Genomic DNA, 22,416 nt, shown 5'->3' on the forward strand with positions numbered 1-22,416 from the left:
CGATCTGACAGGTCTGGGTCATTCTGATCGCTGTGAGAAATAGGCCGCGGCGGCCGCGACATCTTCGGGTTTGAGATTTTTCGCCACCTCATTCATCAGGTGGCTATACTTGGTTCCGCCCCGTACACCGTCGACGAACAGCTGGAGCTGGCGTGTGAGATAAGGGCGGCTGAGCCCGGAAAGCCTCGGGTAGGCTGGATTTCCATCGGGCTTTTCGTGACAGGACAGGCAGGCCGGGATCTTGTCGGCAGCTCGCCCCTGTTGTGCCAGCATTCGTCCGTGCTCGACCAGTCCGGCATCGATGTCCGCGGGATTGCGCACTGGCGGCTCCTGTTCGGCGTAGAACCGTGCGAGGTCGCCGAAGGCTTCCTCCGGAAGCGAACTGACCGCCAACTGCATGATACCACTTGCACGCCTTCCGTCGGCATAAGCCCGCAGGCTTTCTAGAAGATAGGTCTCCGACTGTCCCGCAAGGCTCGGCACGAGGCTCTCCGCGTCGAGCCTCCGCTCTGCATGGCAGCTCTCGCAGCTGAGCGGCAGATCATCCACCTCTCCTTCCATGGGGGGCGGGTATAGCCCCGACAGCTCTTGATAGCGATTGGCATCCATGTCGGGTAACTGGCGCAGGAAGGCGACCATTGACCATACTTCGTCCGGCCGCTCCTGGGTCGGCCAGGCCGGCATCCCGGTGAACCGCACCCCGTGCTGAACGATCTCGAACAACTGTTCGTCCGTCCAGGTTGAAATAAGGGGCGCCAGATCCGGCGGCTCCGGAAGCATCTGCTTTACCGTCTCCGATCGTAGCCGCGCCGGCGAGCCGTGGCACATGGCGCAGCCGATTTCGTAGTGGCCCGCCGAAGGGGGAAGCAAGGCGGGATGGTCCAGCGGCGGGGCTTCATGCGAAAGCGCGGCGGTGCGGACGGAATTTCGCATGACCCAGTGAAGGAACCAGTCGGTCACCGCCAAGTGTCCGGTACTCGCCCTCACGCCGATGAGGCCCGACCAACCCACGAGAAGTCCGACGACCGGGAGCAGGACAGCCGCTGCGATGATGTACTTGCGCCGGACGATCACAGACGCCCTCCCGAATGTTCGCGTGGCCCCAAGGCCGAGGACAGCAGCAGGACGCCGCCGAGGAGATAGACGACCGCTCCGACGAGCAACATCACGACGCCGCCGGCCTGCTGGTCGACGGCAGCCCCCAGCGTGACGCCGAAGCATGTGACGTTTTCGATGCCGTAGAGCGGTCGCGGTGACAGCGAAAGCAGGGCACCGAGCAAGGTCATGTGCATGGACGTGAACAGCAGGCCGAAGGTGCCGGCAAGCTGACGAGCCTCCCGCCCCTCCTGAGCGCCGCCAAGGCAGGAAAGCCAGAGCAGCAGTCCGGCCGCGAGAAACGTCGCCTGCTCCAGCGCCGTGACAATCCAGGACGCCTCAGCCATCACCCGCGCAGCCGGAAGATGCCATCCCCATACTGCCAGGAGTTCAACGAGCGAGGCGATGACCGGTGTGAACCATGGCCAGCGTACAGTAAGGTCATGACGGGAGCCGGACAGCCCGACTGCAAGCAGCGGAGCAGCGCCTGCCACCACCGACATGTGGACGATCATGTGTATAGTGAAGGATTCCCGGCCGCCGAAGGGCAGTACGATGATCCATGCCACCGCCAAGAGAAGCAGACCCGTCGCGAGAGACGCCCTCCTCATTGGTAACACCCGTCGATGAGGATCAGCGGGATGGCGACATAGATTACGGCGACGAAGCTCAGCCCCGACAGAAGCAGCGTGGCAAAACCCTGGAAGCGGCGGCGGTCCAGGGCCGTCGGTTGGTCATGCGGCGGATCGCCCGAGCCGAACCCCCACTGACGCCAGGCGAGATAGGCCGACAGGACGATCATTGCCAATGCAAGCAGCGTGACCGCGCCAAGCGCAACCCTGATCGTGCCGAACTCGATGCCCCAAAGGGCAGCCTTCTCGCAATAGATCGCGACTACGACGTAGCAGACCATAAAGTGCAGCGCCCAGACGACCGGCGCCGTGAACAGCGTCCACAGGGTTTCCACTTCGCGGGGCAGGATGTGTCGCATGGCCTACCTCATCAACGGAAAGAGGCCAAGCACGCCAAAGGATGCCACGGCGGTTACGGTCAGGAAGTGCCAGTAAAGGGTGACGTTGACGATGTCCTGGTCATAGCGCGCGGTCATCCTGCCGGTGAGGCTTCGGGCGAGGCAATAGCCCTGCATGATGCAGCCGGCCCCCGCATGGACTACGGTCCAGATCGCGATGATCCAGACCGTCGCCGGATAGACGTGGACAGTGGGCTGCATCTCATGGGTATAGGGGCCGAGCAACCCCGCCAGCGCGGCGGCAACCGTGACGATCAAGGACAGGCAGAGCGCGGCACGGGCACCACCTGGGCTGTCTTGTCGGTTGAGGTGTCGCGCAGCCAGCATGAGGCCCCATGAAATGAGAAACAGCAGGAGTGCCGTCATCGGCCAGAGGATACCGGGCCCGCCGAGACCGGCAGTGAAGTCGCTATGGATGGTCCAGTAGAAGAAGTAGCCGAACATCAGGCTGGCAAAGGCTGTGCCGTCACCCACCATGGTGATGAACATCGCCCACCACCCGACTGAAGCCGGACCTGAACGGTAGATCGGCAGGCGCTTGCCAAGGCCGACGTCCATGTCCGGTGCCTCCGGTATCTCTGCCGTGCCCGTCCACAGCCAGTAGAGGATGGCAAGGAGCGTGATGATCGCGCAGACGATCGTCACCGCCCACCAATGGAATGTCAGCGCGATGAAGACGCCACCCAGTGCCATGGCGGCGATGATTGTGACATAGGACGTGCCTCCCACGCGCAGGCACTGGATAGGCTCGGCGTCCAGCACTGAGGTGACGAGCGTTTCGCGTCGACCCGACTTGGCATCCGGAAGGTAATAGCGTCCTTCGTCGATATTCTTCTGGAGGTCTGGCTGGTCCCAGAGTGGATAGCGGCTCTCGATGATCGGAACCGATCGCATTCCCCAGTTCTCATCGGGATCGTTCGTCCATTCGAGCGTCCCGGATCGCCAGGGATTGAGGTCGCCAATCTTCGGCTTGGGCCTGAAGATGTCCACGACGATGGTGAGGACGCCGCTGGCGAAGATGAAGGCGCCGATGGTGGAGACCAGGTTGAACCAGTCCCAGCCGATATCCTCGGGATATGTGAAGACCCGGCGCGGCATGCCGCGAAGCCCCGAGAAATGCATCGGGAAGAATCCGACATTGAAGCCGATGAACATCAGCCAGAAAGCCACCTTGCCCCAAGCATCGCTCAGCTTCTTGCCGGTGACGAACGGGAAGTAATAGTAGATGCCGGCGACCACCGGGAACAGCATCCCGCCGATCAGCACGTAGTGCAGGTGGGCCACGATGAAATAGGTATCGTGCGCCTGCCAGTCGAACGGCACCAGCGCCACCATGACGCCCGTCAACCCGCCGATCACGAAGGTGATCAGGCCGCCAGCACCGAACAGCATGGGCACCGAGAATATCACCCGGCCGGCAAGCATCGTCGCGATGAAGACGAATATCTGCACGCCTGTCGGAATGACGACTGCCTCCGACGCCGCAGAAAAGAAGGCAAGCGATATCTGCGGCAGGCCGGTGGTGAACATGTGGTGGACCCACAAGCCAAAGCTCAGGAACCCGGTTCCCACCGCCGCAAGCACGATCCAGGAATAGCCCACGATCGGCCGCTGGGAAAAAGTCGGCACGATCATCGCCATCAGCGCGATGGCCGGCAGGAAGATGATGTAGACCTCCGGATGACCGAATATCCAGAACAGATGCTGCCAGAGGAGCGGGTCCCCGCCGCGCTCTGCGTCGAAGAACGGCCAGTCGAACATCCGCTCCATTTCGAAGAGGAGGTCGCCAGCAATCAGCGGCGGGAACGCGAACAGGATCATGCCCGCCACGATCAGCAGATACCATGCAAACATCGGCATCATGTTGATCCGCATGCCGGGCGCGCGGCATTTCATGATCCCGACGATGATCTCGACGGCGGCAGCGATGGATGCGACCTCGATAAAGGAGAGGCCCAGCAACCATATGTCAGCGCCGATCCCCGAGAATTCCTTGTTCGTCGCCAGGGGCGGATACATGAACCAGCCGGTGCTCGGCGCCGAATTGAAGAAGATCGAGCCGCAGACGAAGATGCCACCGAGGAGAAAGCTCCAGAAGCCGAAGGCGGAGAGGCGCGGAAACGGCAGTTCCCGGGCGCCCAGCATGGAGGGAAGGAGGAAGATCGCGATCGCCTCGAAGATCGGTACGGCAAACAGGAACATCATCACTGTGCCGTGCAGGGTGAAGGCCTGGTTGAAGAAATCGGCCGTCAGCAGATCATTGTCAGGCACCGCGAGTTGCAGCCGCATCAGCAATGCAAGCACGCCAGCAAACAGCATGAAGCCGAATGAGGCGACGCCGTACCAGAGGCCGATTTCGCTGTTGTTGACGGAGGTCCAGTAACGCCAGCCGCCCGGCGTCTTCCAGACCTTCCGCAGTCGCTCCTCCTGCGCAGCCCGCTCCTCGGGAGAGAAATCGCCGAGTACCTCTGTCATTTCAGCCCCGCAAGGTAAGTGGCGATACGTTCGGCATCTCCGTCTGGAAGCATCCCGAAGGACGGCATCCGTGATCCTGGCTTGATCTCGGAGGGGTGACGAATGAAGCGGGCGACATTTTCCGGCGTGTTTGGCATGGTTCCGGCGCCGACGCTGCCGCGCGCGCCGAAGGCGGTGAGGTTCGGACCGATCCTCCCCTGCGCCTCCGTTCCGTCGATCGCATGGCAGGCTCCACAGCCGTGTCTCAGAAAAAGGGCATGCCCGTCGCTGGCTCCATCGGTCTCGGCTGTTCCGCTCCCCGCAAGCCACGCCTCGAAATCCGAGGGCTCGAGTGCCTCCACGAAGAAAGCCATCAGCGCATGCGACGGACCGCAGAACTCGGCACAAACACCGCGATAGATGCCGGGCTTGGACGCCTCCAGCATGATGTGATTGGTTCGGCCCGGAATCATGTCCATCTTGCCCCCGAGGGAGGGAACCCAGAAGGAGTGGATGACGTCCGGAGACTTGACGAGGAAGACCACACGCTGGCCGACCGGCATCTTTATCTCGTTCGCGCGTTCCAGAAGGACCTCGCCTTGCTCATCCAGATAGCGCACCCGCCACCAAAACTGTTCTCCGGTAACCTCGATCTTGCGAACGCCCTCTGCAATGGCCGAAGACCAGGGTCGCAGGTTTGGGATCAGCCAGACGGCGTAGGAAAGGAGCATCGTCAGCACGATCACCGGACCGATCGCCCCGCACCAGAGAATGACGCGACCGGCCACCCGTTCAGAATGCGGCTCGCGCGCCTTGCGTGCGGCATAGAACAGCACCAGCACCACGGCGGCCCAAATCAGGCCACCTCCGATCAGCATGACGTAGAAAAGTCGGGCCACGTCAGAAGCCTCGGGACCGGCCGGATCCAGGGCAGACTGAATACCGCTGCAGGAGGTCAGTAGGGGAACGGCGATTACCCAAGGGGTGTGCCTAGATAGTCTCTGCCTCCGCTCGACAAGGCGGGCAGTGAGGTGCCTTGGCTCGTCTCTTCCAACGCTCAGGCAAGCTGTATCTCGCGTCAATTCACCCCCCGGTATTCCCGTCCGCGTCACCCTAAAGCCTCGTGGCGTAACCGATCCAAAGAAGATTTGTTCCCGGAAGGGGTTCAAGTTAAATTTCAAGGGGAAAGAAAGTGGAACCAAGGAGGGTCTCGCGGGTTTGCTCCTCGGAGAGGCCTTCAAGAAGGAAGATCGACGATGTTCAATTTTCTCCAGCGCTTGTTTGGCCGGACCAGAACCTCCAATCCTGATCTGCACATGGAGCATGCATCCGAAGAAGTGCAGGTCCTGGTACCTGAGGCCGTGGAACTTCCCCTGCCCAAGGGGCCCCAGGAGGAAATCAGCGTACCGGCGTCGATCAACGGGCGGGACCTCTCCAGCGGCAGGCTTTAAGCCTCGCACACGTAACGAACGCAACAGGAGCAAATAATGGCTGACTTCAAGTCTGCGTCCATTCTCATTCTCGCGACCGATGGTTATGAGCGGTCGGAACTTCGCGTTCCCCTTGAGGAACTCAGAAAACAGGGTGCTGAGGTGCGGATCGCCTCGATCAAGCCGGGACAGATCAAGAGCTGGGACGAGAAGGACTGGGGCGATAGCGTCGATGTCGATCTCGTAATCTCGGACGTCAATGTCGAGGATTACGACGCCATCGTGCTTCCCGGCGGCCAGATCAACCCGGACGTACTACGCGCCGACGAGGATGCAGTAGAACTGGTCCGGAGCTTCGTGAAGAGCGGAAAACCCGTAGCCGCCATCTGCCATGGGCCATGGCTTCTGGTAGAAGCCGACGCGCTGCGCGGCCGCAAGGCAACGTCCTACTCATCGATCAAGACCGACCTTCGTAACGCTGGCGCGCAGTGGGTGGATGAGGCCGTGGTTGTCGACAACGGCATCATCACTTCGCGCTCGCCGAAGGACCTGCAGCCCTTCGTCGCCAAGATTGTCGAGGAAGTCAAGGAAGGCCGCCACGCCCGTCGCGCCGCCTGATCATGCCTCTGCGGCTGCGGCCCTCCACCGCTGGAGGGGGTCCGCAGCCGCACCCGTTTGCGTCTGAAGGCTCGAGCTCTTCAATACTGCCAGCAGACGCCGCTCATCGGTGCGCAAGCCACGCAGCTGCGGAAGCTCGAGCTCGTTCTTGAGCAGCCGTTCCACCGGCGAAATATCATCCGCGAGGGCCAGCACGGCCGGATGGATGTAGCTGGAGCGGCAGACGGCAGGGGTATTGTGGAGCCGCTCGGATGCAGCCTTGCAGATCAGCTTCACACGGGGTTGCGAACCTTCCTTGCACGCCTGCCAGACGGCGGCAAAGCCGGCAAGGCTCCCACCCCAGGTCCTAAACGTTTTGGCCGAGACCGGGAAACCCGCGACGTCGGCGAGATAGGCATTGAGCCGGCCGGAATCGACAGGATGGGCGGTACCAGCATCATCGGGCCAGGAAAAGAGTTGGCGCCCCGGCAGATCAGCTATCTCCTCGAATATCCGCTGGAGCCGTGGGTGCCTGATCGTATGGCTGACACGCTTTCCTCCCTTTGCCGTGAAGCGAAGGACCACGGCCTCTTCCGTCAACGTCATGTGTCGCTTCAACAGGGTCGTCGCCCCGTAGGTCTTGTTTTCCTTTGCATAGGCCTGATTGCCCACGCGCAGATGCGCGGTATCCATCAAAGCGATGATCGCGGCTAGGACCGCCTCGGGGGTCTCCAGTCCTAGAGCCAGATCCCGCTCGATCCGCCGCCGGATCCGCGGCAGCACTTCACCGAAACGGGCAAGCTGATCGAACTTCAGTTCGCTTCTTAGGCTCTGCCACTCCGGATGATACCGGTACTGCTTGCGCCCGCGCGCATCATAGCCCGTGGCCTGCAGGTGTCCCCGGCGATCCATGCAAATCCAGACATTCTCGTAAGCGGGCGGCAGTCCGAGCGCTGCGATCCGGCGCTTCTCATCCGGATCACTGAGAACGCGTCCATCGGGGAGACGATAGCAGAAGCCCTTACCCCTTCTTTGGCGGCGAATTCCAGGTTCGGCATCGCTCACATAGGTTAGACCAACAGCTTTAAGGGACTGTTCGTCGAAGGTGGGGAGATCTGTGACGGCATCCATGGGCCTAACAACGGCGGCCCCTGATCTTCGTTCCGCTGCGGCGCAATCACAAAAGGAATTCCTGCGCCGCCTCGCCCGGACCACGCTCGAAAGCGTCTCTCGGCGCCACAAGCGTCCAGATGAGCCCGGTAGCAAGATAGCGGATATCGACCTGCCCGCCGAAGGCCGCAGCCGCGTGGCGCCTGATGATGGTCGTGCCGAAGCCGGTGGTCTGTGGTTCGACGGCAGGGGGACCGCCGATCTCCTCCCATGACAGGTGGAGCAGGGACTTCGGGTCAGACGGATCTTCCTGTCGCCACGACATGCGAACCCGGCCATCAGGAACTGAAAGTGCACCATACTTGATGGAGTTGGTGGCAAGTTCATGCAGCACCAAGCCGAGATTCTGGACCGCCTCGGCGCGGAGGAGGAAATCGTCGCCCTGCAGTTCCACGCGGTCCGCGACATTTGCGAAGGTATCAAGTTGAACGGTGACGAGGCGCCGCAACGGCACCCCGGTCCACTGTTCGATCGCGAGGGCCTCGATAGACTTTCCCAAACCCTGGATTCTGTCGGAGATCGCCTTCTGGAACTCATCCATGTCCTTTGACTGGCGAGCCAGCTGTCGCATCATGGCTTGGACCAGGGTCAGGATGTTCTTGGTTCGATGGACGAGTTCCTGGAGGATAAGGTGCATCCGATCTTCCGCCTGGCTGCGGTCGAAGGATGCGTTGGAGAGAGCCACAGAAATCTGGCTGGCCTCGCGGATGCGCGTCTCCACGGGCGAAACGATTTCTCCCTTGCCGATACGCTCCGCCATCTGGGCGATCTGCCGAATGGGTATCCGCAACTGGCGGGCAATCAGGTAGCCGCAAAGCATGCCGATACCAAGAAAGAGCAGGCTGCCGATCATCAGGCTACGGGAGGCCTCGACGATTTCACTCTGGGCAGCCTCGATCGGCCCCCAGATCACCGCCCTCCAGGTCGATCCCACAACCTGCCCGTATCCGTAGATCTGCCGTGGCTTGCCGTCCACATCTTCGATCGTCCCGTTGATACCCGTCATCAATTTCAGTGTCTCTTGTGGGAAGGCACTGATCGGCGAAGCGTTGCTGGCTCCCATGGACGTGATGATCGTACCTGCGCCGTCCACGATCGCGACCGACCAGCCGGGAGGCAGGCTTTCCGTGCTGATCACCCTGGTAAGATCCGCGGCATTCTGCGTCATGATCAAGGCGACAGCGTCCGAAGAGCGGGTCATCCTCTCTGGAAGGGGCATTGTGACGTTGAAGACAAACTGCTCGCTCGTTGCGCCGAAGAAGACGTCGGAGACATGCGTGACGCCCGTCTCAAGCGCAGTCGCGAGGGCAGATGGATTTGACACTTTCCTGAGCGGCGTGCCGTAGGGCAGGCGCGTGTTCAGAAGCTGCTGTCCCTCGGCGTCCACCGCCAGAACATAAAGGGAATTGGAGCGAAGGCTGTTCTGCGTGCGGTTGTGAAAGGATCGAAGATCGCCATTCTCCAGTTCGGGCGAAGTGGAGAGAATCCGCAGCGTCGTCGTCATATCCTGCAGGGTACGCTCAACCGAACGCGCCACCACTTGTGCATCCTCTGCGGTATTGGCGGCCAGGATCTCGCGGTCGCGGCGCTCCAGCTCCATCATCAAGAGGAGCACAAACACCACGAGCGGCAGGGCCACGACCGCTGAAAGGGCCATGAGATAGACGCTGATCGGTGCAGTGGGGAAGGTCGGTGAAAACCGAAACAGCTTCCGCACTACATCTTACCTCCCGCGGCGTCTGAAACGGCCGCATCCGCAGAAAGCCTCATATGTCCGCCCTCACGTGATATGCACGAGGACGTTATTTAGCGACTTTTCAAAGGGGGGCCAATCTTTTGATTGTCTGCGATGATAATTTGCGTGCCGGGGTAAAGGCTGCCTGCTCGCAACGGCCTCGGCCGACGTGCGGAGTCACAGATCGAAGCAATGTTGCGCCGCTTCGAAACATGTGGCCGAGCACGCCCTATCGATCCGCAGGATGCTCCCCAACGTCGAAGTTGGAATCCCACTCATTCGCGGGCTCGTCCTCGCCTGGCGGAGCCTTGTGTGCAGTGGCGTCTTCCGACCCGGTAATCACTGTGGGTTTTGCGCTCGCGACCCCAGAACTGTGCCCACCCGCCTTCACGTTCGCGAACTGACCGCTCGCGTCACGCTCGACTGTCTTCGCATCGGCCGGTTTTTTGGAGGAAGTCATCGTCTGCTCCTGTCTGTGCCAGTATCCGGCAGCCGGAGTCACTCCGGCTCGCGCTTCGTCTCTCGGCCATCAACGCGCTTCGACCCGAATTCGTTGCGCCTGCCGGTGCCGGCACGCTTGTAATCGGCGCGATAAGACTCGCGTGCCCACGCCTTTGACATCTCGTTTCGGCCATAGGCATCTTCGGCAGTTGCCGCGGACGGGCTTTCCCGATTGTCGGCGGAATGGGGTCGATCGCTTGGGACGTCGCGCGCGTCCCGCAATGCTTCATTGCGGTAGCCGCCAGACAGTGTCTGATCCTTGCTCATGATAACGCCTCTCTTCGGTGATTTCGGTCACCTTCCAACAGACGCGGGAAATGATTGTTCCGGTGGGACGGCTCAGGCGAGACGCTGCGTGGTCGAGGGATCGAACACCACGGCCTTGTCGAGATTGAACACAAACGTGAAGCGTTGTTTCGGGGCGATGGCGACATCGGCACGCACACGTCCCGTGAACGTTTCACCTGCGAGGCGGGCAGTCACGAAGGTGTCCGAGCCAGTCGGCTCCACAAGGCTCACATCGGCCTCAACCTTTGCGATCGCATGGGCGGTGGGGTCGACCATCCCTTCGTCGGTGATGCCTTCCGGCCGTAGGCCGAGAATGACCTCCCTGCCGTCCGGAACGTCTGTCGTCACGGACGAAGGCATGGCCACGTTCACCTTGCCACCAAAGAGCGCAATCTGACGCACGCCGTGGTCTGCCACGGTACGGCCCTTCAGCATGTTCATGGCGGGCGACCCCATGAAGTCGGCCACGAAGAGGTTGGCGGGGCGGTTGTAGATCTCCGAGGGCGTGCCGACCTGCTGGATCCCGCCATCCTTGAGGACGACGATCTTTGTTGCCAGGGTCATCGCCTCGATCTGGTCGTGGGTGACGTAGATGATGGTGGCATCGGTATTGTGGTGCAGCGACTTGATCTCGGCCCGCATCTCCACGCGTAGCTTCGCATCCAGATTGGAGAGCGGCTCGTCGAACAGGAAGACGCGCGGTTGCCGGACCAGCGCCCGACCCATTGCCACGCGCTGGCGCTGCCCGCCCGAAAGCTGACTCGGCCGCCGATTCAGCAGATGCTCGATCTGCAGCGTTCCGGCGACATTCTTGACGGCCTCGGCGCGTTCCGCCTTGCCTACGCCGCGCATCTCGAGCGCGAATCCAATGTTCTCCTCCACCGTCATGTTTGGATAGAGCGCGTAGCTCTGGAACACCATGGCGATGTCCCGCTTGGAAGGATGCAGGTCGTTGATGACCTGGCCGTCGAGGACAATCTCGCCGGAGGTCGGCGGCATCAGCCCCGCAATCGCATTGAGCAGGGTGGACTTGCCGCAGCCCGACGGTCCAACCAGGACAAGAAAGTCGCCCTTCTCCATCTCGACGTTGATATCCTTCAGAACCTCGTTGTTGCCGATCTTCTTGTAGAGGTTGCTGATCCGAAGAAAGCTCATTGCGGTTATCCCTTGACTGCGCCGGCCATCAGGCCTCGCACGAAATAGCGTCCGGCGACGATGTAGACGAAGAGCGTCGGCAGGGCGGCGAAGACGGCCGCCGCCATGTCGACGTTGTATTCTTTGACGCCGGTGGATGAGGAAACGAGGTTGTTGAGTGCGACGGTCATCGGCGATTCCGAGCCGGAGGAGAAGGACACGCCGAACAGGAAGTCGTTCCAGATATTGGTGAACTGGTAGATCACGGTGACGACGATGATCGGGCCCGAACTCGGCAGCAGTATCCGCCAGAATATCTTGAAGAAGCCGGCGCCGTCGATCATTGCCGCCTTGATCAGCTCATCCGGAAAGGCTTCGTAATAGTTGCGGAAGAACAGGGTGGTGAAGCCGAGACCATACACAACATGGACGAAGACGAGGCCGGACGTCGAATTGGCAAGGCCGAAGATACCGAGCACCCGCGCCATGGGAATGAGAACCGCCTGGAAGGGAATGAAGCAGGCGAACAGCATGAGGCCAAAGACGATCTTGTGGCCGGGAAAGCGCCACTTGGTCAGCACATAGCCGTTGAGCGCACCGAGCACCGTGGAGATCGCCACCGCCGGCACCACCATCTTGATGGAGTTCCAGAAGTATCCCTTGATGCCTTCGCAGGTCACGCCGATGCATGCGTCTCCCCAAGCTTTCGTCCAGGCGGCCCAGGAGGGATCGCGCGGCAGGGCCAGCATGTCGCCGCCCCGGATCTCGGCGAGCGACTTGAAGGAAGTCGTCAGCATCACGTAGAGCGGCAGGAGGTAGACTGCAGCCAAAATGAGCAGAAGCGTATAGATCACGATGCGCGCGGTTCTCGCCGAACCTGCACTGACGGAATCGCTGGCGGCGCTCATGTGCGCTTCTCCCGAAGCTCGGAATAGAGATAGGGAACGATGATCGCCGTGATGCCCATCAGCATCATCACCGCACTTGCGGAACCGACGGCCATCTGGCTGCGCGTGAAGGTGTAGGAATACATGAAGGTTGACGGAAGCTCGGTCGCGTTGCCGGGGCCGCCGCCCGTCAGCGCGATCACGAGGTCGTAAGACTTGATCGCCATGTGCGCGAGCACGATGACGGCGGACAAGAAGACAGGCCGGAGCATGGGGATGATGATCCGCCGGTAAATGGCAAGGGTCGGTGCGCCATCGATCTGCGCCGCCTTGATGATTTCCCCGTCTATGCCGCGCAGGCCTGCAAGGAACATCGCCATGATGAAACCGGATGCCTGCCAGACGCCGGCAATGACGATGGTATAGATCGCCATGTCGGTATTGATCAGCCAGTCGAACTTGAAGCTCTCCCAGCCGAGGTTGTGCATCGTCTTCTCCAGCCCGAGCCCCGGGTTGAGAAACCATTTCCAGGCAGTGCCGGTAACGACAAAGGAAAGCGCCATCGGATAAAGGAAGATCGGCCGCAACACACCTTCCGCGCGAATGCGCTGGTCCATCAGAATCGCAATGAACAGGCCTATGGCGATGCAGAGGCTGATATAGAGAACCCCGAAGATCGCGAGGTTCTTGATCGCCATGTACCAGTTCGGCTGGGACCAGAGGCGGTAGTAGGCGTCAAAGCCGACAAGGTCGTAGATCGGCAGGATCCGGGAGCGCGTGAAGGACAGGTAGACAGTCCACAGGATGAATCCGTAGACGAAGATCAGGCTGATCGCGAAGGACGGTGCCAGCACGATCTTTGGCAACGCGGCGCCGAGACGCTCCGCAAGCCTGCGTCGTGGTCGCTCGGGCGTGACGTAGGGAACGGGCTCAATGGTTGTCATGCACCACCTCCGGCAGATCCCGGCTCAACTCGCTTGGACTGGGTGAGAAAATGGCCGGGAATTCCCGGCCATTTTCAGAGATGTCTGAAGGTCGCAGCCTTATTGAGCCGCTGCAACGGCCTGCGGCAAGCGCTCGAGCGCCTGATCGGTCGTGATCTGGCCGTTGAGATGCTGGGTCACGACGTCGAACACGGCTTCCTTAACTGACGACGGCTGGGCGTGGCCGTGAGCCAGCGACCCTGCGAGGTTACCGCTTGCAGCAGCCTCGGCAAGATCCTTCATGCCCTTCTTGCCGCAATCGTCAAATTCCGTGTCCGGAACATCTGTCCGTGCCGGGACCGAACCCTTGACCGTGTTGAAGGCGATCTGGAAGGCAGGATCCTCGACGGCTGCAGCCATCTTGAGCTGTGCATTGCGCTTGTCCTCACCAACGTCGAACATCACGAACTGGTCCGAATTGAAGAGCACCGAGCCCTGCGTCCCGGGGAAGCGGATGCAGACGAAGTCCTCGCCCGGCTTCTTCTCCGCGCGCAGCCACTCACCCTTCGACCAGTCACCCATCTGCTGGGCGCCCGCCTGTCCTTCGATGACAAGCGCAGTTGAAAGGTTCCAGTCGCGCCCGGAGAAGTTCGCGTCGAAGTACTCGCGCAGTCTCGACATGTTGTCGAAGACCTGGCGCATCGTATCGCTGGAAAGCGCTTCGGCATCTGCATCGATCACAGCCTTCTTGTAGAAGTCCATGCCGCCCACGGAGAGGACGACCGACTCCCACAGCGTGCCGTCCTGCCAGGGCTGGCCACCGTGTGCGAGCGGCGTGATGCCCTGTTCCTTGAACTTGTCGAGCAGCGCGAACAGTTCGTCCATGTTTTTCGGCGGCTCGCCGCCAGCCTTGTCGAGAGCGGCCTTGTTCAGCCACAGCCAGTTCGTGGAGTGGACGTTGACGGGCGCGGCGATCCAGTCGCCGTCGAACTTGGAGAATTCCTGAAGGGCTGCGGGGATGACCTTGTCCCAACCCTGCTCCGTCGCGAGGTCGTTGAGGTTGCCCACCACGCCCATTTCCGCCCAGTCCTTGATATCAAAACCGAGCATCTGTACTGCGGTCGGCGGATCGCCGGAGGTGACACGGGCGCGAAGCGCCGTCATCGCCTGCACGCCAGAGCCGCCGGCAACCGGCATGTCCTGCCACCCAATACCCTGCTTCTGCAGGTTTTCCTTCAGGACGTTCAGCGCGGCAGCCTCGCCGCCAGACGTCCACCAATGCAGCACTTCAACGCTTTCCTGGGCCTTCGCTGCCCCGGCCGTCAGCGCAATCATGGCAGCGCCGGCGGCCAGCTTTGAAAATGTTTCGATCTTCATGGGAATCTCCTCTTGATCCGGGCTCCTCTCCGGATAAGTCGATTTATAACGATACAAACACGGGGGCTGTCAACCCGAGCCACATGGATTGAAGCGTCTCGCACCGTCGATTCATCCGGCTGTTATCATTTGTCATTTTTTGTTCCACTGCAGGGAGAGGTCATTGCCCCGCAAATTTATAACGATATATTTATCGCGGGAGCTGGGATCGGCCCCGGTGGAGAAATGCTACGCCGATGAGCAATCGGAAGAAGAGAGGCGCTGCGTCAACCTTGATGCCGCAGACCCGACCCTACGGCACGGAAGACGTAAAGCCGACCCTGAAGACCCTCGCCGAATTGACGGGCCTGGCGGTCACAACGGTATCGCGCGCCTTGGCCGACGCGCCGCAGATCGCGCTCGAAACCCGCCAGCGTGTGCGGCGGGTGGCAGAGGAGATCGGCTACTTCCCCGACCGGGCGGCGCAGCGGCTTCGCACCGGCCGCACCAATGTGATCAGCCTGGTGCTCGATCCACACGAGGAAATTCTCGGCTACGCGACGTCGATGATCAACGGCCTTACCGAGGCATTGCGGGGCACGCCCTATCATCTGGTCATCACCCCGCATTTCTCAGACACGCCACCGTTGGACCCGGTCCGCTACATCATGCGCAACCGAATGGCCGACGGCATTCTCTTCACCCGCACCGAGCCGTCCGACGAACGGGTGAAGCTGCTGCTGGAACGGGGTTTTCCCTTCATCTGTCACGGCAGGACGGAACTCGCGACGCAGCATCCCTATGTGGATTTCGACAACTATGCCTTTGCCTACGAGGCTGCCCGCAAACTGATTTCCGCGGGCGCAAGGAAACTGTGTATCATCCTACCACCGGACAGGTTCACCTTCGCCCACCATATGCGGCATGGCTTCATGACGGCCGTCCGAGAAGCCGGCGCTCCCTTCGAGATCGCGGGGGACGTCACGCTCGACAGCAAGTCGGAGGAGATAAGATTGGCGATGTTTCGCCTGCTGAGCGAGACGTCGCCTCCCGACGGCTTCATCTGCGGCGGCGAGGTCTCCGCGCTCGCCACAATGGCGGCCGCCTATGACAAGGGCCTGCATCTCGGCAGCGACATCCACCTCGTTGCGAAGCAGACATCTGGCCTGTTCGACCAGATCAGGCCACGCGTCGAAACGATCTATGAGGACCTTGCTGCAGCGGGTGCGACCATGGGCCGCCTGCTGCTGCGGCGGATCGCGGAGCAGCCGCAGGTTTCGGAACTGCAGGTGCTCCATTCGATCTGAGCACCTGCAGTTTTCCTTTAGTCCTCGTCCTGAAAGACCTCATCGCGCTTCTTCCTGACGCTCGGCAGCAGCACGACGACCAGGACCGCAAGCGCAATGATGAGGAGCGTCGCGCTGATCGGCCGCGTGAAGAAGGTGGTCGGGTCGCCGCGCGACAGGATCATCGCACGCCGGAGGTTCTCCTCCAGCAACGGGCCAAGCACGAAGCCAAGCAGCAGGGGTGCCGGTTCGCACCGCAGTTTTGCCAGCACGTAGCCGATGAACCCGAAGAAGGCGACGGCATAGAGGTCGTAGACGTTGGAGTTGACGCTGTAGACCCCAATCGAGCAGAACGCCATGATGATCGGGAACAGCACGTAGTAAGGCACGGTCAGGAGCTTCACCCAGAGCCCCACCAGGGGCAGGTTCAGAACCACGAGCATCAGGTTGCCGATCCACATCGAGGCAATGATGCCCCAGAACAGCGCCGGCTGCTCGGTGGCCACATTCGGACCCGGCACGATTCCCTGGATGATCATGGCGCCGATCATTAACGCCATCACGGGGTTCGCAGGGATGCCAAGCGTCAGGAGCGGAATGAACGAGGTCTGCGCGCCGGCATTGTTCGCGGATTCAGGTCCAGCCACGCCTGCGATTGCCCCCTGGCCGAACTCCTCAGGGTTTTTCGAAACCCTCTTTTCCACCGTGTAGGAGGCGAAGGCTGCGAGGATTGCACCGCCACCTGGCAATATGCCGAGCGCCGAACCGATTGCCGTGCCTCGCAGCACCGGCGCAACCATCTGCTTGAAGTCGTCCTTGGTCGGGAAGAGATTGGTGACCTTGGCCATCAGCAGGGACCGGGTCTTTTCGCTTTCCAAGTTGCGAAGGATTTCGGCAATGCCGAAGACACCAACCGCGACTGCCACGAAATTGAGGCCGTCGGCATATTCGCGAATGCCCAGCGTGAACCGGGGTGTGCCCGTATAGATATCCGTACCGACCAGCCCCAGCAGGAGCCCGAGCGTGACCATGGCAAGCGCCTTGATGATCGAGCCATGGGCAAGCGCCACGGAGGAGACGAGACCCACGACCATTAGGGAAAAGTACTCGGCGGAACCGAACTGCAGGGCGATTGCCGTGAGCGGCGGCGCGAAGATCGCCACGAGGAAGGTCGAGACGCTGCCTGCGAAGAACGAGCCGAGCGCAGCGATTGCGAGTGCGACGCCCGCCCTGCCCTTTCGCGCCATCTGATAGCCGTCGATCGCCGTCACGGCCGATGAGGATTCGCCCGGCAGGTTGATGAGGATCGCCGTCGTCGATCCGCCATACTGCGCACCGTAATAAATCCCCGCAAGCATGATCAGCGAGGAGACCGGCTCCAGCTGGAACGTGATCGGCAGCAGCATGGCAATGGTCGCCGTTGGTCCGATCCCCGGGAGGACGCCGATAAGAGTTCCGAGAAGGACACCGATAAGGCAGAAGAACAGGTTGTTGAACGAAGTTGCGGTCGCGAACCCCAGTTCGAGATTGCTGATGAAATCCATGTCGCGTCCTCCCTTAGTAGCCCAGCCAGGGGCCGACCGACCGGAACGGCAGATTGAGCCCGTAGCTGAACACGAGGAAGCAGAAGATCGTCAGGCCAGCGGAAAGCAGCACGGCAGTGACCGGCGTCATACGGCTCGAAGCAAAGCACGCAATCAACGCGGTCAGGAACAGCGCCGGCACGAAGCCGAGGCCGCGGACGGTGAAGCCGAAGAAGATCGGTGCCGGCAGGATGAATAGCATGCCTCGCCACGCGATATGTCCGATGGCTTCGCCCTCGACGCGAACTGACTGAATGATGAGAATTAATCCGAATAGCGCAAGGCAGCAGGCAAGGACGAAGGGAAAGTAGCCTGGCCCCATGCGGAAGGCCGTTCCCAGGTCCAAATCATAGGACTGCATGCCGAAGAAGAGGGCGAGAGCAATAAACAGGAGTCCGCAAATGACATTGGGGACGTCAAATCTGAAGGCTTTCATGGTCGCTCCGTTAAGAGGAGGCGGCGCCGGCGAGACGGCGCCGCAAAGCCGACCCTCGCCCACTGAAGGGAGAGGATCGGCGTCAACATGTTGACGGAGATCAGTCCGCGTACTGGCCGGCAGCTTCGATCACCGGCTTCCAGCGTGCAATCTCGCTTTCGAGCTTCGCCTTCAAGGCGTCAGGCGTGCCATCCGCTTCCGGAGAAGGCTCGGTGCCGAGTTCTGCGAAGCGGGCCGCGACATTCTCGTCCTTCAGCGCAACCTGGAGAGACTTGGAAAGGCGCTCCACGGCCTCGGCGGGCGTGCCCTTCGGCACGTAGATGCCGTGCCAGATGCCGACCTGAAAGTCCGCGAGACCGGCTTCGGCGGTCGTGGGAATATCCTTCAGCACGTCTAGGCGCTCCGGAGAGGTCACGGCATAGGCCTTGATCGTCCCTGCCTGGATCTGCTTGGTCGTGTTGGTCGTCTGGTCGCACATGATGTCGACCTGCCCGCCGAGAAGATCGGTCATGGCCGGTCCGGTGCCCTTATAGGGTACCGTTACGAGCGGCGTTTCGAGCGCGCTCATGAACAGCATGCCACACAGGTGCGATGCAGCGCCGATACCGGCGTTGGCAACGGTCACGGTATCCTTGTTGGCCTTTGCGTATTCGATGAGGCCGGCCATGTCGGTAGGCTCGAGGTCCTTGCGGGCCACGATCGTCATTGGCACTTCGGTCACCAGCCCCACGTACTCGAATGCATTGAGGGTGTCGTAGGGCAGCTTGCGGTAGAGCGTCGCGCTGGTCGCCATGCCGATGTGGTGCAGCAGCACGGTGTAGCCGTCAGCCTCGGCATTGGCGACCCGAGCCGCCCCGAGCGTCCCACCGGCACCGCCGACGTTCTCCACGATCACCTGCTGACCAAGATCCTTGGACATCGACTCCGCTACAAGACGGGCAACCGTATCGGTCGGGCCGCCTGCTGCAAACGGTACCACCATAGTGATCGTACGGTCAGGGTAGGTCTGTGCGCCGGCGCCGGCAGAGAACAGGGAAACGGCGGCAACAGCGGTCGCGCCGAGAACAGCGTTAAGTATCTTCATGAGATTCCTCCACGATACAGTAATCAGCGGGCGCAAGTTCCTCCGTCGCCAGCCGGGATGCACCTTGTTGCCGCAATTTACCACGAGGCAATTGTTGATGATTGTTTGACGGGCGATAGAGCCTTGTCTGATCAGAGCCATGGGTGGAAAAGGAAACAAGACCGGAGAATAACGGGTGGAAATCCACCCATTAGGACGGATCGACGAGGCGTCAGCTCTCGCGGTCTTCCGAGCCCGCTTGCTCTGGACTGAGCATCTTCTTGTCCAATCCGTATTTCTGCATCTTCTCGTAAAGAGTCTTTCGCGAGATCCCGAGCATCTCATAGGCTGGTCGCAGGGCTCCGCCGTGCGCAGCAATGGCACTCGCAATAACGCTGCGCTCGAAGGCTGCGACTTTGTCGGAAAGCCTCTCGCTTCCCTCGCGGATAATCAAGGGGTCACCCGGACCTGCGTCCAGGCCTAGAACGAAGCGATCCGCGGCATTCCTTAATTCCCGAACGTTGCCGGGCCACTCCCTCTGTGCAACAGCGGATATCACATCCGGCGGCACCTCGGCATCTTCCCGGCCGTAGCGGGCCGCTGCTTCACGGACCAGTTGCAGGAACAGGAGTGGAATGTCGGCACGGCGCTGTTCCAGCGACGGGACATGAATTGTCGCCACGTTGAGACGGTAGAGAAGGTCGGCACGGAAGCGCCCGGCAGCCACTTCCGCCTCCAGGTCGACCTTGCTGGTGGCGATGAAGCGGACGTCGAGCGGGACGACCTCATTCGATCCAAGGCGGGTGATGACACGTTCCTGCAGGACACGAAGGAATTTCGCCTGCAAGTCGAAGGGAAGCGACCCGATCTCGTCCAGCAGGATCGTGCCGCCTCGCCCGTGCTCGAACTTGCCGAAGCGGGCGCGGATGGCACCGGGGAAGGCACCGGCCTCGTGGCCGAACAACTCGCTTTCGATCAGATTCTCCGGCAGGGCCGCACAGTTGATGGCGATGAAGGGACGGTTTGCCCTCGGGCTGATATCGTGCAGCGCACGGGCGACCACCTCCTTGCCGGCCCCTGTGTCGCCGATGATCAGCGTGTCGGCATCCGTCGCTCCGATGGCCCGGATCCGGTATCGCAGATCCACCATGACCTGGGTTCGTCCGGGCAAGCGCGCCTCGAGGTCGTCTCGCTTGCCGGCAACCGCCCTCAACCGCCTGTTTTCGAGAACCAGGCCTCGTCTGTCCATCGCCCTGCGGATCACGCCGGCGAGATGCTGGGGCGTGAAGGGTTTTTCCAGGAAATCGTATGCTCCCTCCCGCATCGCCTTCACCGCCAGTTGCACATCACCATGACCCGTGACCAGGATGACGGGGATTTCGCTGTCGAGGTCGCGAATCCGATGCAGCAGCGTCATCCCGTCCGTTCCTGGCATCCGGATATCCGTAACCACAACGCCGTCGAACCCGTAGCCCATGAGCTCCAGCACATGGTCGGCGTTGGAGAAGGTGACGACCGGCAGGCCGAAGAGTTCCAGCGCCTGCGCTGTGGAACGGCGCAACTCCTCCTCGTCGTCGACCAAAAAGACCCGCTGCTCGCTCATTCTGCCGCCTTCAGGGCTTCGGAAGCGGCATGGAGCTCGACGCGGAAGACCGCGCCGCCGTCGGAATGATCCGACACGGTCAGGCTGCCACCGAAGTCCTTGATGATGTTGTAGGAGATCGAGAGCCCAAGCCCGAGCCCTTTGCCGACACCTTTGGTGGTGAAGAAGGGATCGAATATCCGCTCCCGTATCGCTGCCGCAACTCCCGTCCCCTGGTCCCGGACAAGGATCACGACCTTGCCCGCCTGATGATGCGCGGAGAGCTCGATCACCCTGTGCTCCTGCCCCTCCACCACGTCGGCAGCGTTGGTGATGATGTTGACGAGAACCTGTTGCAGACGAACAGCCCCTGCCCTGACCTGCGGCAGATCCGGCGGCAGGTCGATGCGGAGCTCCGCCTTGGCGATTTTCAGGCGTGCATCAACGATCTCGCACGTATCCTTCACCACTTCGCTGACGGTTATCGCGCCCAGCTTCTCGTTCGGCTTGCGAGCGAAGTTGCGCAAATGCCTGCTGATCGATGCCATCCGATCGATCAGTGCCGAGATGCGCCGTACATTGTCACGAGCCTCGTCGACACGCCCCAGTTCGATGAGGACGTCCGCGCTTTCTGCATAGGTCTTCGCTGCCGCAAGCGGCTGGTTGAACTCGTGCGAAAGGGCAGCCGACATCTGCCCGAGCCCGGCGAGCTTGCCCGCCTGGATCAGATCGGCCTGCGTCTGCCGAAGGCGCTGCTCCGTCAGTCGCCGCTCGGCGATCTCCTTTTCGATGCGACTGTTGACGCGGGCAAGATCGGCCGTACGCTCCGCAACCCGCCTCTCCAGTTCATGCTTTGCCTCCGCCTGCATCTGCATCCGCTCGTTCAGCCGCGCCCGGCGCTGCATGATGATTGCCAGGAAGAGTGCGGCGAGGCAGATGAACAGGAGGATCGCGATGACGGTGGTCTTGGTCTGAGCACGGACGGTGCCGGTATCCATGAGCACGTTGACCGTCCACCCTGCCTCCGGCATCCGCGTCGATACCACCAGATATTCCCGCTCACCGGCCGTATCGGCAATCATGATGCTATCGTGTCCGGCATAGCTACCGCGACGGATCGGCAATTCCCGCAGCCAGGCATCGGCATACCGGCGCGAAGCTTCGGTGCGGGCGAGACGTTCGGGCGTCAGTGGCTCGATCGCAGAGTAAAGCCATTCCGGCGAGCCGGTCATGAAGATGATGCCCTCCGGATCCGACACGAAGATACGGCTGTCACCGCCGGTCCAAGAACGTTCTATGCCATCGATATCGACCTTGAAGACGATGACGCCGAGCACGGCACCGGCCACCTTGATAGGCGAACCGAAATAATAGCCCCTCTTCAGCGACGTGGTACCCAAAGCATAGAAGCGAGACTGCTTGCCGTTGGCGGCGTCCTGGAAATAGGGCCGGTAGCTGAAATTCTCGCCGACAAAGCTCAGCGGACTGTCATAATTGCTCGCGGCGATCGTATCGCCGTCCGGGGTCATCACATAGATGTCGGAGGACGTGAGAAGGGTGTTGATCTCCTTCAGGTACCGGTTGGTCCGTTCCCGCAGTTGCTCGTCATGCGGCTTCTGCACCAGCTCCTCGACCAGAGCCTGCTCGGCGATGAGCGCAGGCAGCGCTTCGTAACGCTTCAGGTGACCTTCAAGTGCCGAGACCGCCAGACGAAGCGTCGTGCCGGCTTGGGCAGCCGTTTCGTCCATGTACCGGCGCGCGACGATCTCGCCGCCGCCGAATATCACGCCGAGACTGAGTGCGACGAAAACTAGGGACAGGATGGCGGTACGACGACGCAAGACAGCAGTTCCCCCGGACAACGAC

General features: G+C 61.3%; 21 protein-coding genes. 3 read left to right on the forward strand and 18 right to left on the reverse strand.

What is annotated here, in order from left to right; all coding sequences use genetic code 11:
* Positions 1 to 18: 18 nt before the first annotated feature.
* Genes ACEPP2_RS10305 through coxB form a run of 5 tightly spaced genes read right to left on the reverse strand, consistent with a single transcriptional unit; the run spans position 19 to position 5,478 of the window.
* Positions 19 to 1,074 (reverse strand): c-type cytochrome, encoded by a 1,056-nt coding sequence (locus ACEPP2_RS10305; protein ID WP_395516542.1) that lies wholly within the window; start codon positions 1,072 to 1,074, stop codon positions 19 to 21.
* Positions 1,071 to 1,706, reverse strand: coding sequence for a cytochrome c oxidase assembly protein (locus ACEPP2_RS10310; protein WP_395516543.1), 636 nt, complete (start codon positions 1,704 to 1,706; stop codon positions 1,071 to 1,073). Before ACEPP2_RS10310 ends, ACEPP2_RS10305 begins: the two co-directional genes overlap by 4 nt.
* On the reverse strand, positions 1,703 to 2,086 hold the full coding sequence (locus ACEPP2_RS10315) for a hypothetical protein (RefSeq protein WP_077549837.1): 384 nt from the start codon (positions 2,084 to 2,086) through the stop codon (positions 1,703 to 1,705). The genes ACEPP2_RS10310 and ACEPP2_RS10315 overlap by 4 nt, the downstream gene beginning before the upstream one ends.
* Before the next feature lie 3 nt (positions 2,087 to 2,089).
* A complete protein-coding gene (ctaD, locus tag ACEPP2_RS10320) occupies positions 2,090 to 4,600 on the reverse strand; it encodes a cytochrome c oxidase subunit I (RefSeq protein ID WP_395516544.1) in 2,511 nt (836 codons plus the stop codon).
* A complete protein-coding gene (gene coxB / locus ACEPP2_RS10325) occupies positions 4,597 to 5,478 on the reverse strand; it encodes a cytochrome c oxidase subunit II (protein ID WP_281976410.1) in 882 nt (293 codons plus the stop codon). Before coxB ends, ctaD begins: the two co-directional genes overlap by 4 nt.
* Positions 5,479 to 5,835: 357 nt before the next feature.
* Here coxB and ACEPP2_RS10330 point away from each other — a divergent pair, with 357 nt between their 5' ends.
* Together ACEPP2_RS10330 and ACEPP2_RS10335 are read left to right on the forward strand one after the other, a co-directional pair.
* Positions 5,836 to 6,030 carry a hypothetical protein gene (locus ACEPP2_RS10330; RefSeq protein WP_281976409.1) on the forward strand — a complete coding sequence of 65 codons (195 nt, stop codon included), beginning with the start codon at positions 5,836 to 5,838 and terminating at the stop codon, positions 6,028 to 6,030.
* 36 nt (positions 6,031 to 6,066) lie between these two features.
* Positions 6,067 to 6,627 (forward strand): type 1 glutamine amidotransferase domain-containing protein, encoded by a 561-nt coding sequence (locus ACEPP2_RS10335; protein ID WP_077549840.1) that lies wholly within the window; start codon positions 6,067 to 6,069, stop codon positions 6,625 to 6,627.
* Here ACEPP2_RS10335 and ACEPP2_RS10340 read toward each other — a convergent pair whose 3' ends face one another.
* The 8 genes from ACEPP2_RS10340 to ACEPP2_RS10375 form a co-directional block, all read right to left on the reverse strand.
* The gene (locus ACEPP2_RS10340) at positions 6,628 to 7,737 is read right to left on the reverse strand and encodes a DNA topoisomerase IB (protein ID WP_395516545.1); all 1,110 of its coding nucleotides are present in this window, start codon (positions 7,735 to 7,737) and stop codon (positions 6,628 to 6,630) included. It abuts the gene before it with no gap.
* Positions 7,738 to 7,783: 46 nt separating this feature from the next.
* Entirely contained in the window at positions 7,784 to 9,433 is a 1,650-nt protein-coding gene (locus tag ACEPP2_RS10345) for an HWE histidine kinase domain-containing protein (RefSeq protein ID WP_077549890.1), read from the reverse strand.
* Positions 9,434 to 9,740: 307 nt separating this feature from the next.
* Positions 9,741 to 9,971 carry a hypothetical protein gene (locus ACEPP2_RS10350; RefSeq protein WP_077549842.1) on the reverse strand — a complete coding sequence of 77 codons (231 nt, stop codon included), beginning with the start codon at positions 9,969 to 9,971 and terminating at the stop codon, positions 9,741 to 9,743.
* A 38-nt stretch (positions 9,972 to 10,009) separates the two neighbouring features.
* Positions 10,010 to 10,279 carry a hypothetical protein gene (locus tag ACEPP2_RS10355; protein ID WP_077549843.1) on the reverse strand — a complete coding sequence of 90 codons (270 nt, stop codon included), beginning with the start codon at positions 10,277 to 10,279 and terminating at the stop codon, positions 10,010 to 10,012.
* Positions 10,280 to 10,351: 72 nt separating this feature from the next.
* Complete coding sequence (locus ACEPP2_RS10360; protein WP_281976406.1) at positions 10,352 to 11,455, reverse strand: ABC transporter ATP-binding protein; 1,104 nt, start codon at positions 11,453 to 11,455, stop codon at positions 10,352 to 10,354.
* Positions 11,456 to 11,460: 5 nt separating this feature from the next.
* Complete coding sequence (locus ACEPP2_RS10365; RefSeq protein WP_281976405.1) at positions 11,461 to 12,342, reverse strand: carbohydrate ABC transporter permease; 882 nt, start codon at positions 12,340 to 12,342, stop codon at positions 11,461 to 11,463.
* Positions 12,339 to 13,265 carry a carbohydrate ABC transporter permease gene (locus ACEPP2_RS10370; protein ID WP_152339380.1) on the reverse strand — a complete coding sequence of 309 codons (927 nt, stop codon included), beginning with the start codon at positions 13,263 to 13,265 and terminating at the stop codon, positions 12,339 to 12,341. The genes ACEPP2_RS10365 and ACEPP2_RS10370 overlap by 4 nt, the downstream gene beginning before the upstream one ends.
* A 99-nt stretch (positions 13,266 to 13,364) precedes the next feature.
* Positions 13,365 to 14,615 carry an ABC transporter substrate-binding protein gene (locus tag ACEPP2_RS10375; protein ID WP_395516648.1) on the reverse strand — a complete coding sequence of 417 codons (1,251 nt, stop codon included), beginning with the start codon at positions 14,613 to 14,615 and terminating at the stop codon, positions 13,365 to 13,367.
* 281 nt (positions 14,616 to 14,896) lie between these two features.
* On the opposite strand from ACEPP2_RS10375, the gene ACEPP2_RS10380 reads away from it, so the two are divergent.
* A complete protein-coding gene (locus ACEPP2_RS10380) occupies positions 14,897 to 15,907 on the forward strand; it encodes a LacI family transcriptional regulator (RefSeq protein WP_395516649.1) in 1,011 nt (336 codons plus the stop codon).
* A 17-nt stretch (positions 15,908 to 15,924) separates the two neighbouring features.
* On the opposite strand, the gene ACEPP2_RS10385 is transcribed toward ACEPP2_RS10380, so the two are convergent.
* The 5 genes from ACEPP2_RS10385 to ACEPP2_RS10405 form a co-directional block, all read right to left on the reverse strand.
* Complete coding sequence (locus ACEPP2_RS10385) at positions 15,925 to 17,430, reverse strand: tripartite tricarboxylate transporter permease (protein WP_077549848.1); 1,506 nt, start codon at positions 17,428 to 17,430, stop codon at positions 15,925 to 15,927.
* A 13-nt stretch (positions 17,431 to 17,443) separates the two neighbouring features.
* Complete coding sequence (locus ACEPP2_RS10390; RefSeq protein ID WP_077549849.1) at positions 17,444 to 17,905, reverse strand: tripartite tricarboxylate transporter TctB family protein; 462 nt, start codon at positions 17,903 to 17,905, stop codon at positions 17,444 to 17,446.
* Between the two features lie 100 nt (positions 17,906 to 18,005).
* Positions 18,006 to 18,989, reverse strand: coding sequence for a tripartite tricarboxylate transporter substrate-binding protein (locus ACEPP2_RS10395; protein ID WP_142587368.1), 984 nt, complete (start codon positions 18,987 to 18,989; stop codon positions 18,006 to 18,008).
* 211 nt (positions 18,990 to 19,200) lie between these two features.
* On the reverse strand, positions 19,201 to 20,571 hold the full coding sequence (locus ACEPP2_RS10400) for a sigma-54-dependent transcriptional regulator (RefSeq protein ID WP_142587369.1): 1,371 nt from the start codon (positions 20,569 to 20,571) through the stop codon (positions 19,201 to 19,203).
* The gene (locus ACEPP2_RS10405; protein ID WP_395516546.1) at positions 20,568 to 22,391 is read right to left on the reverse strand and encodes a sensor histidine kinase; all 1,824 of its coding nucleotides are present in this window, start codon (positions 22,389 to 22,391) and stop codon (positions 20,568 to 20,570) included. Before ACEPP2_RS10405 ends, ACEPP2_RS10400 begins: the two co-directional genes overlap by 4 nt.
* Between the last annotated feature and the right edge of the window lie 25 nt (positions 22,392 to 22,416).

The sequence above is a fragment of the Pseudorhizobium flavum genome (assembly GCF_044142885.1).
Taxonomy (GTDB): Bacteria; Pseudomonadota; Alphaproteobacteria; order Rhizobiales; family Rhizobiaceae; genus Neorhizobium; species Neorhizobium flavum.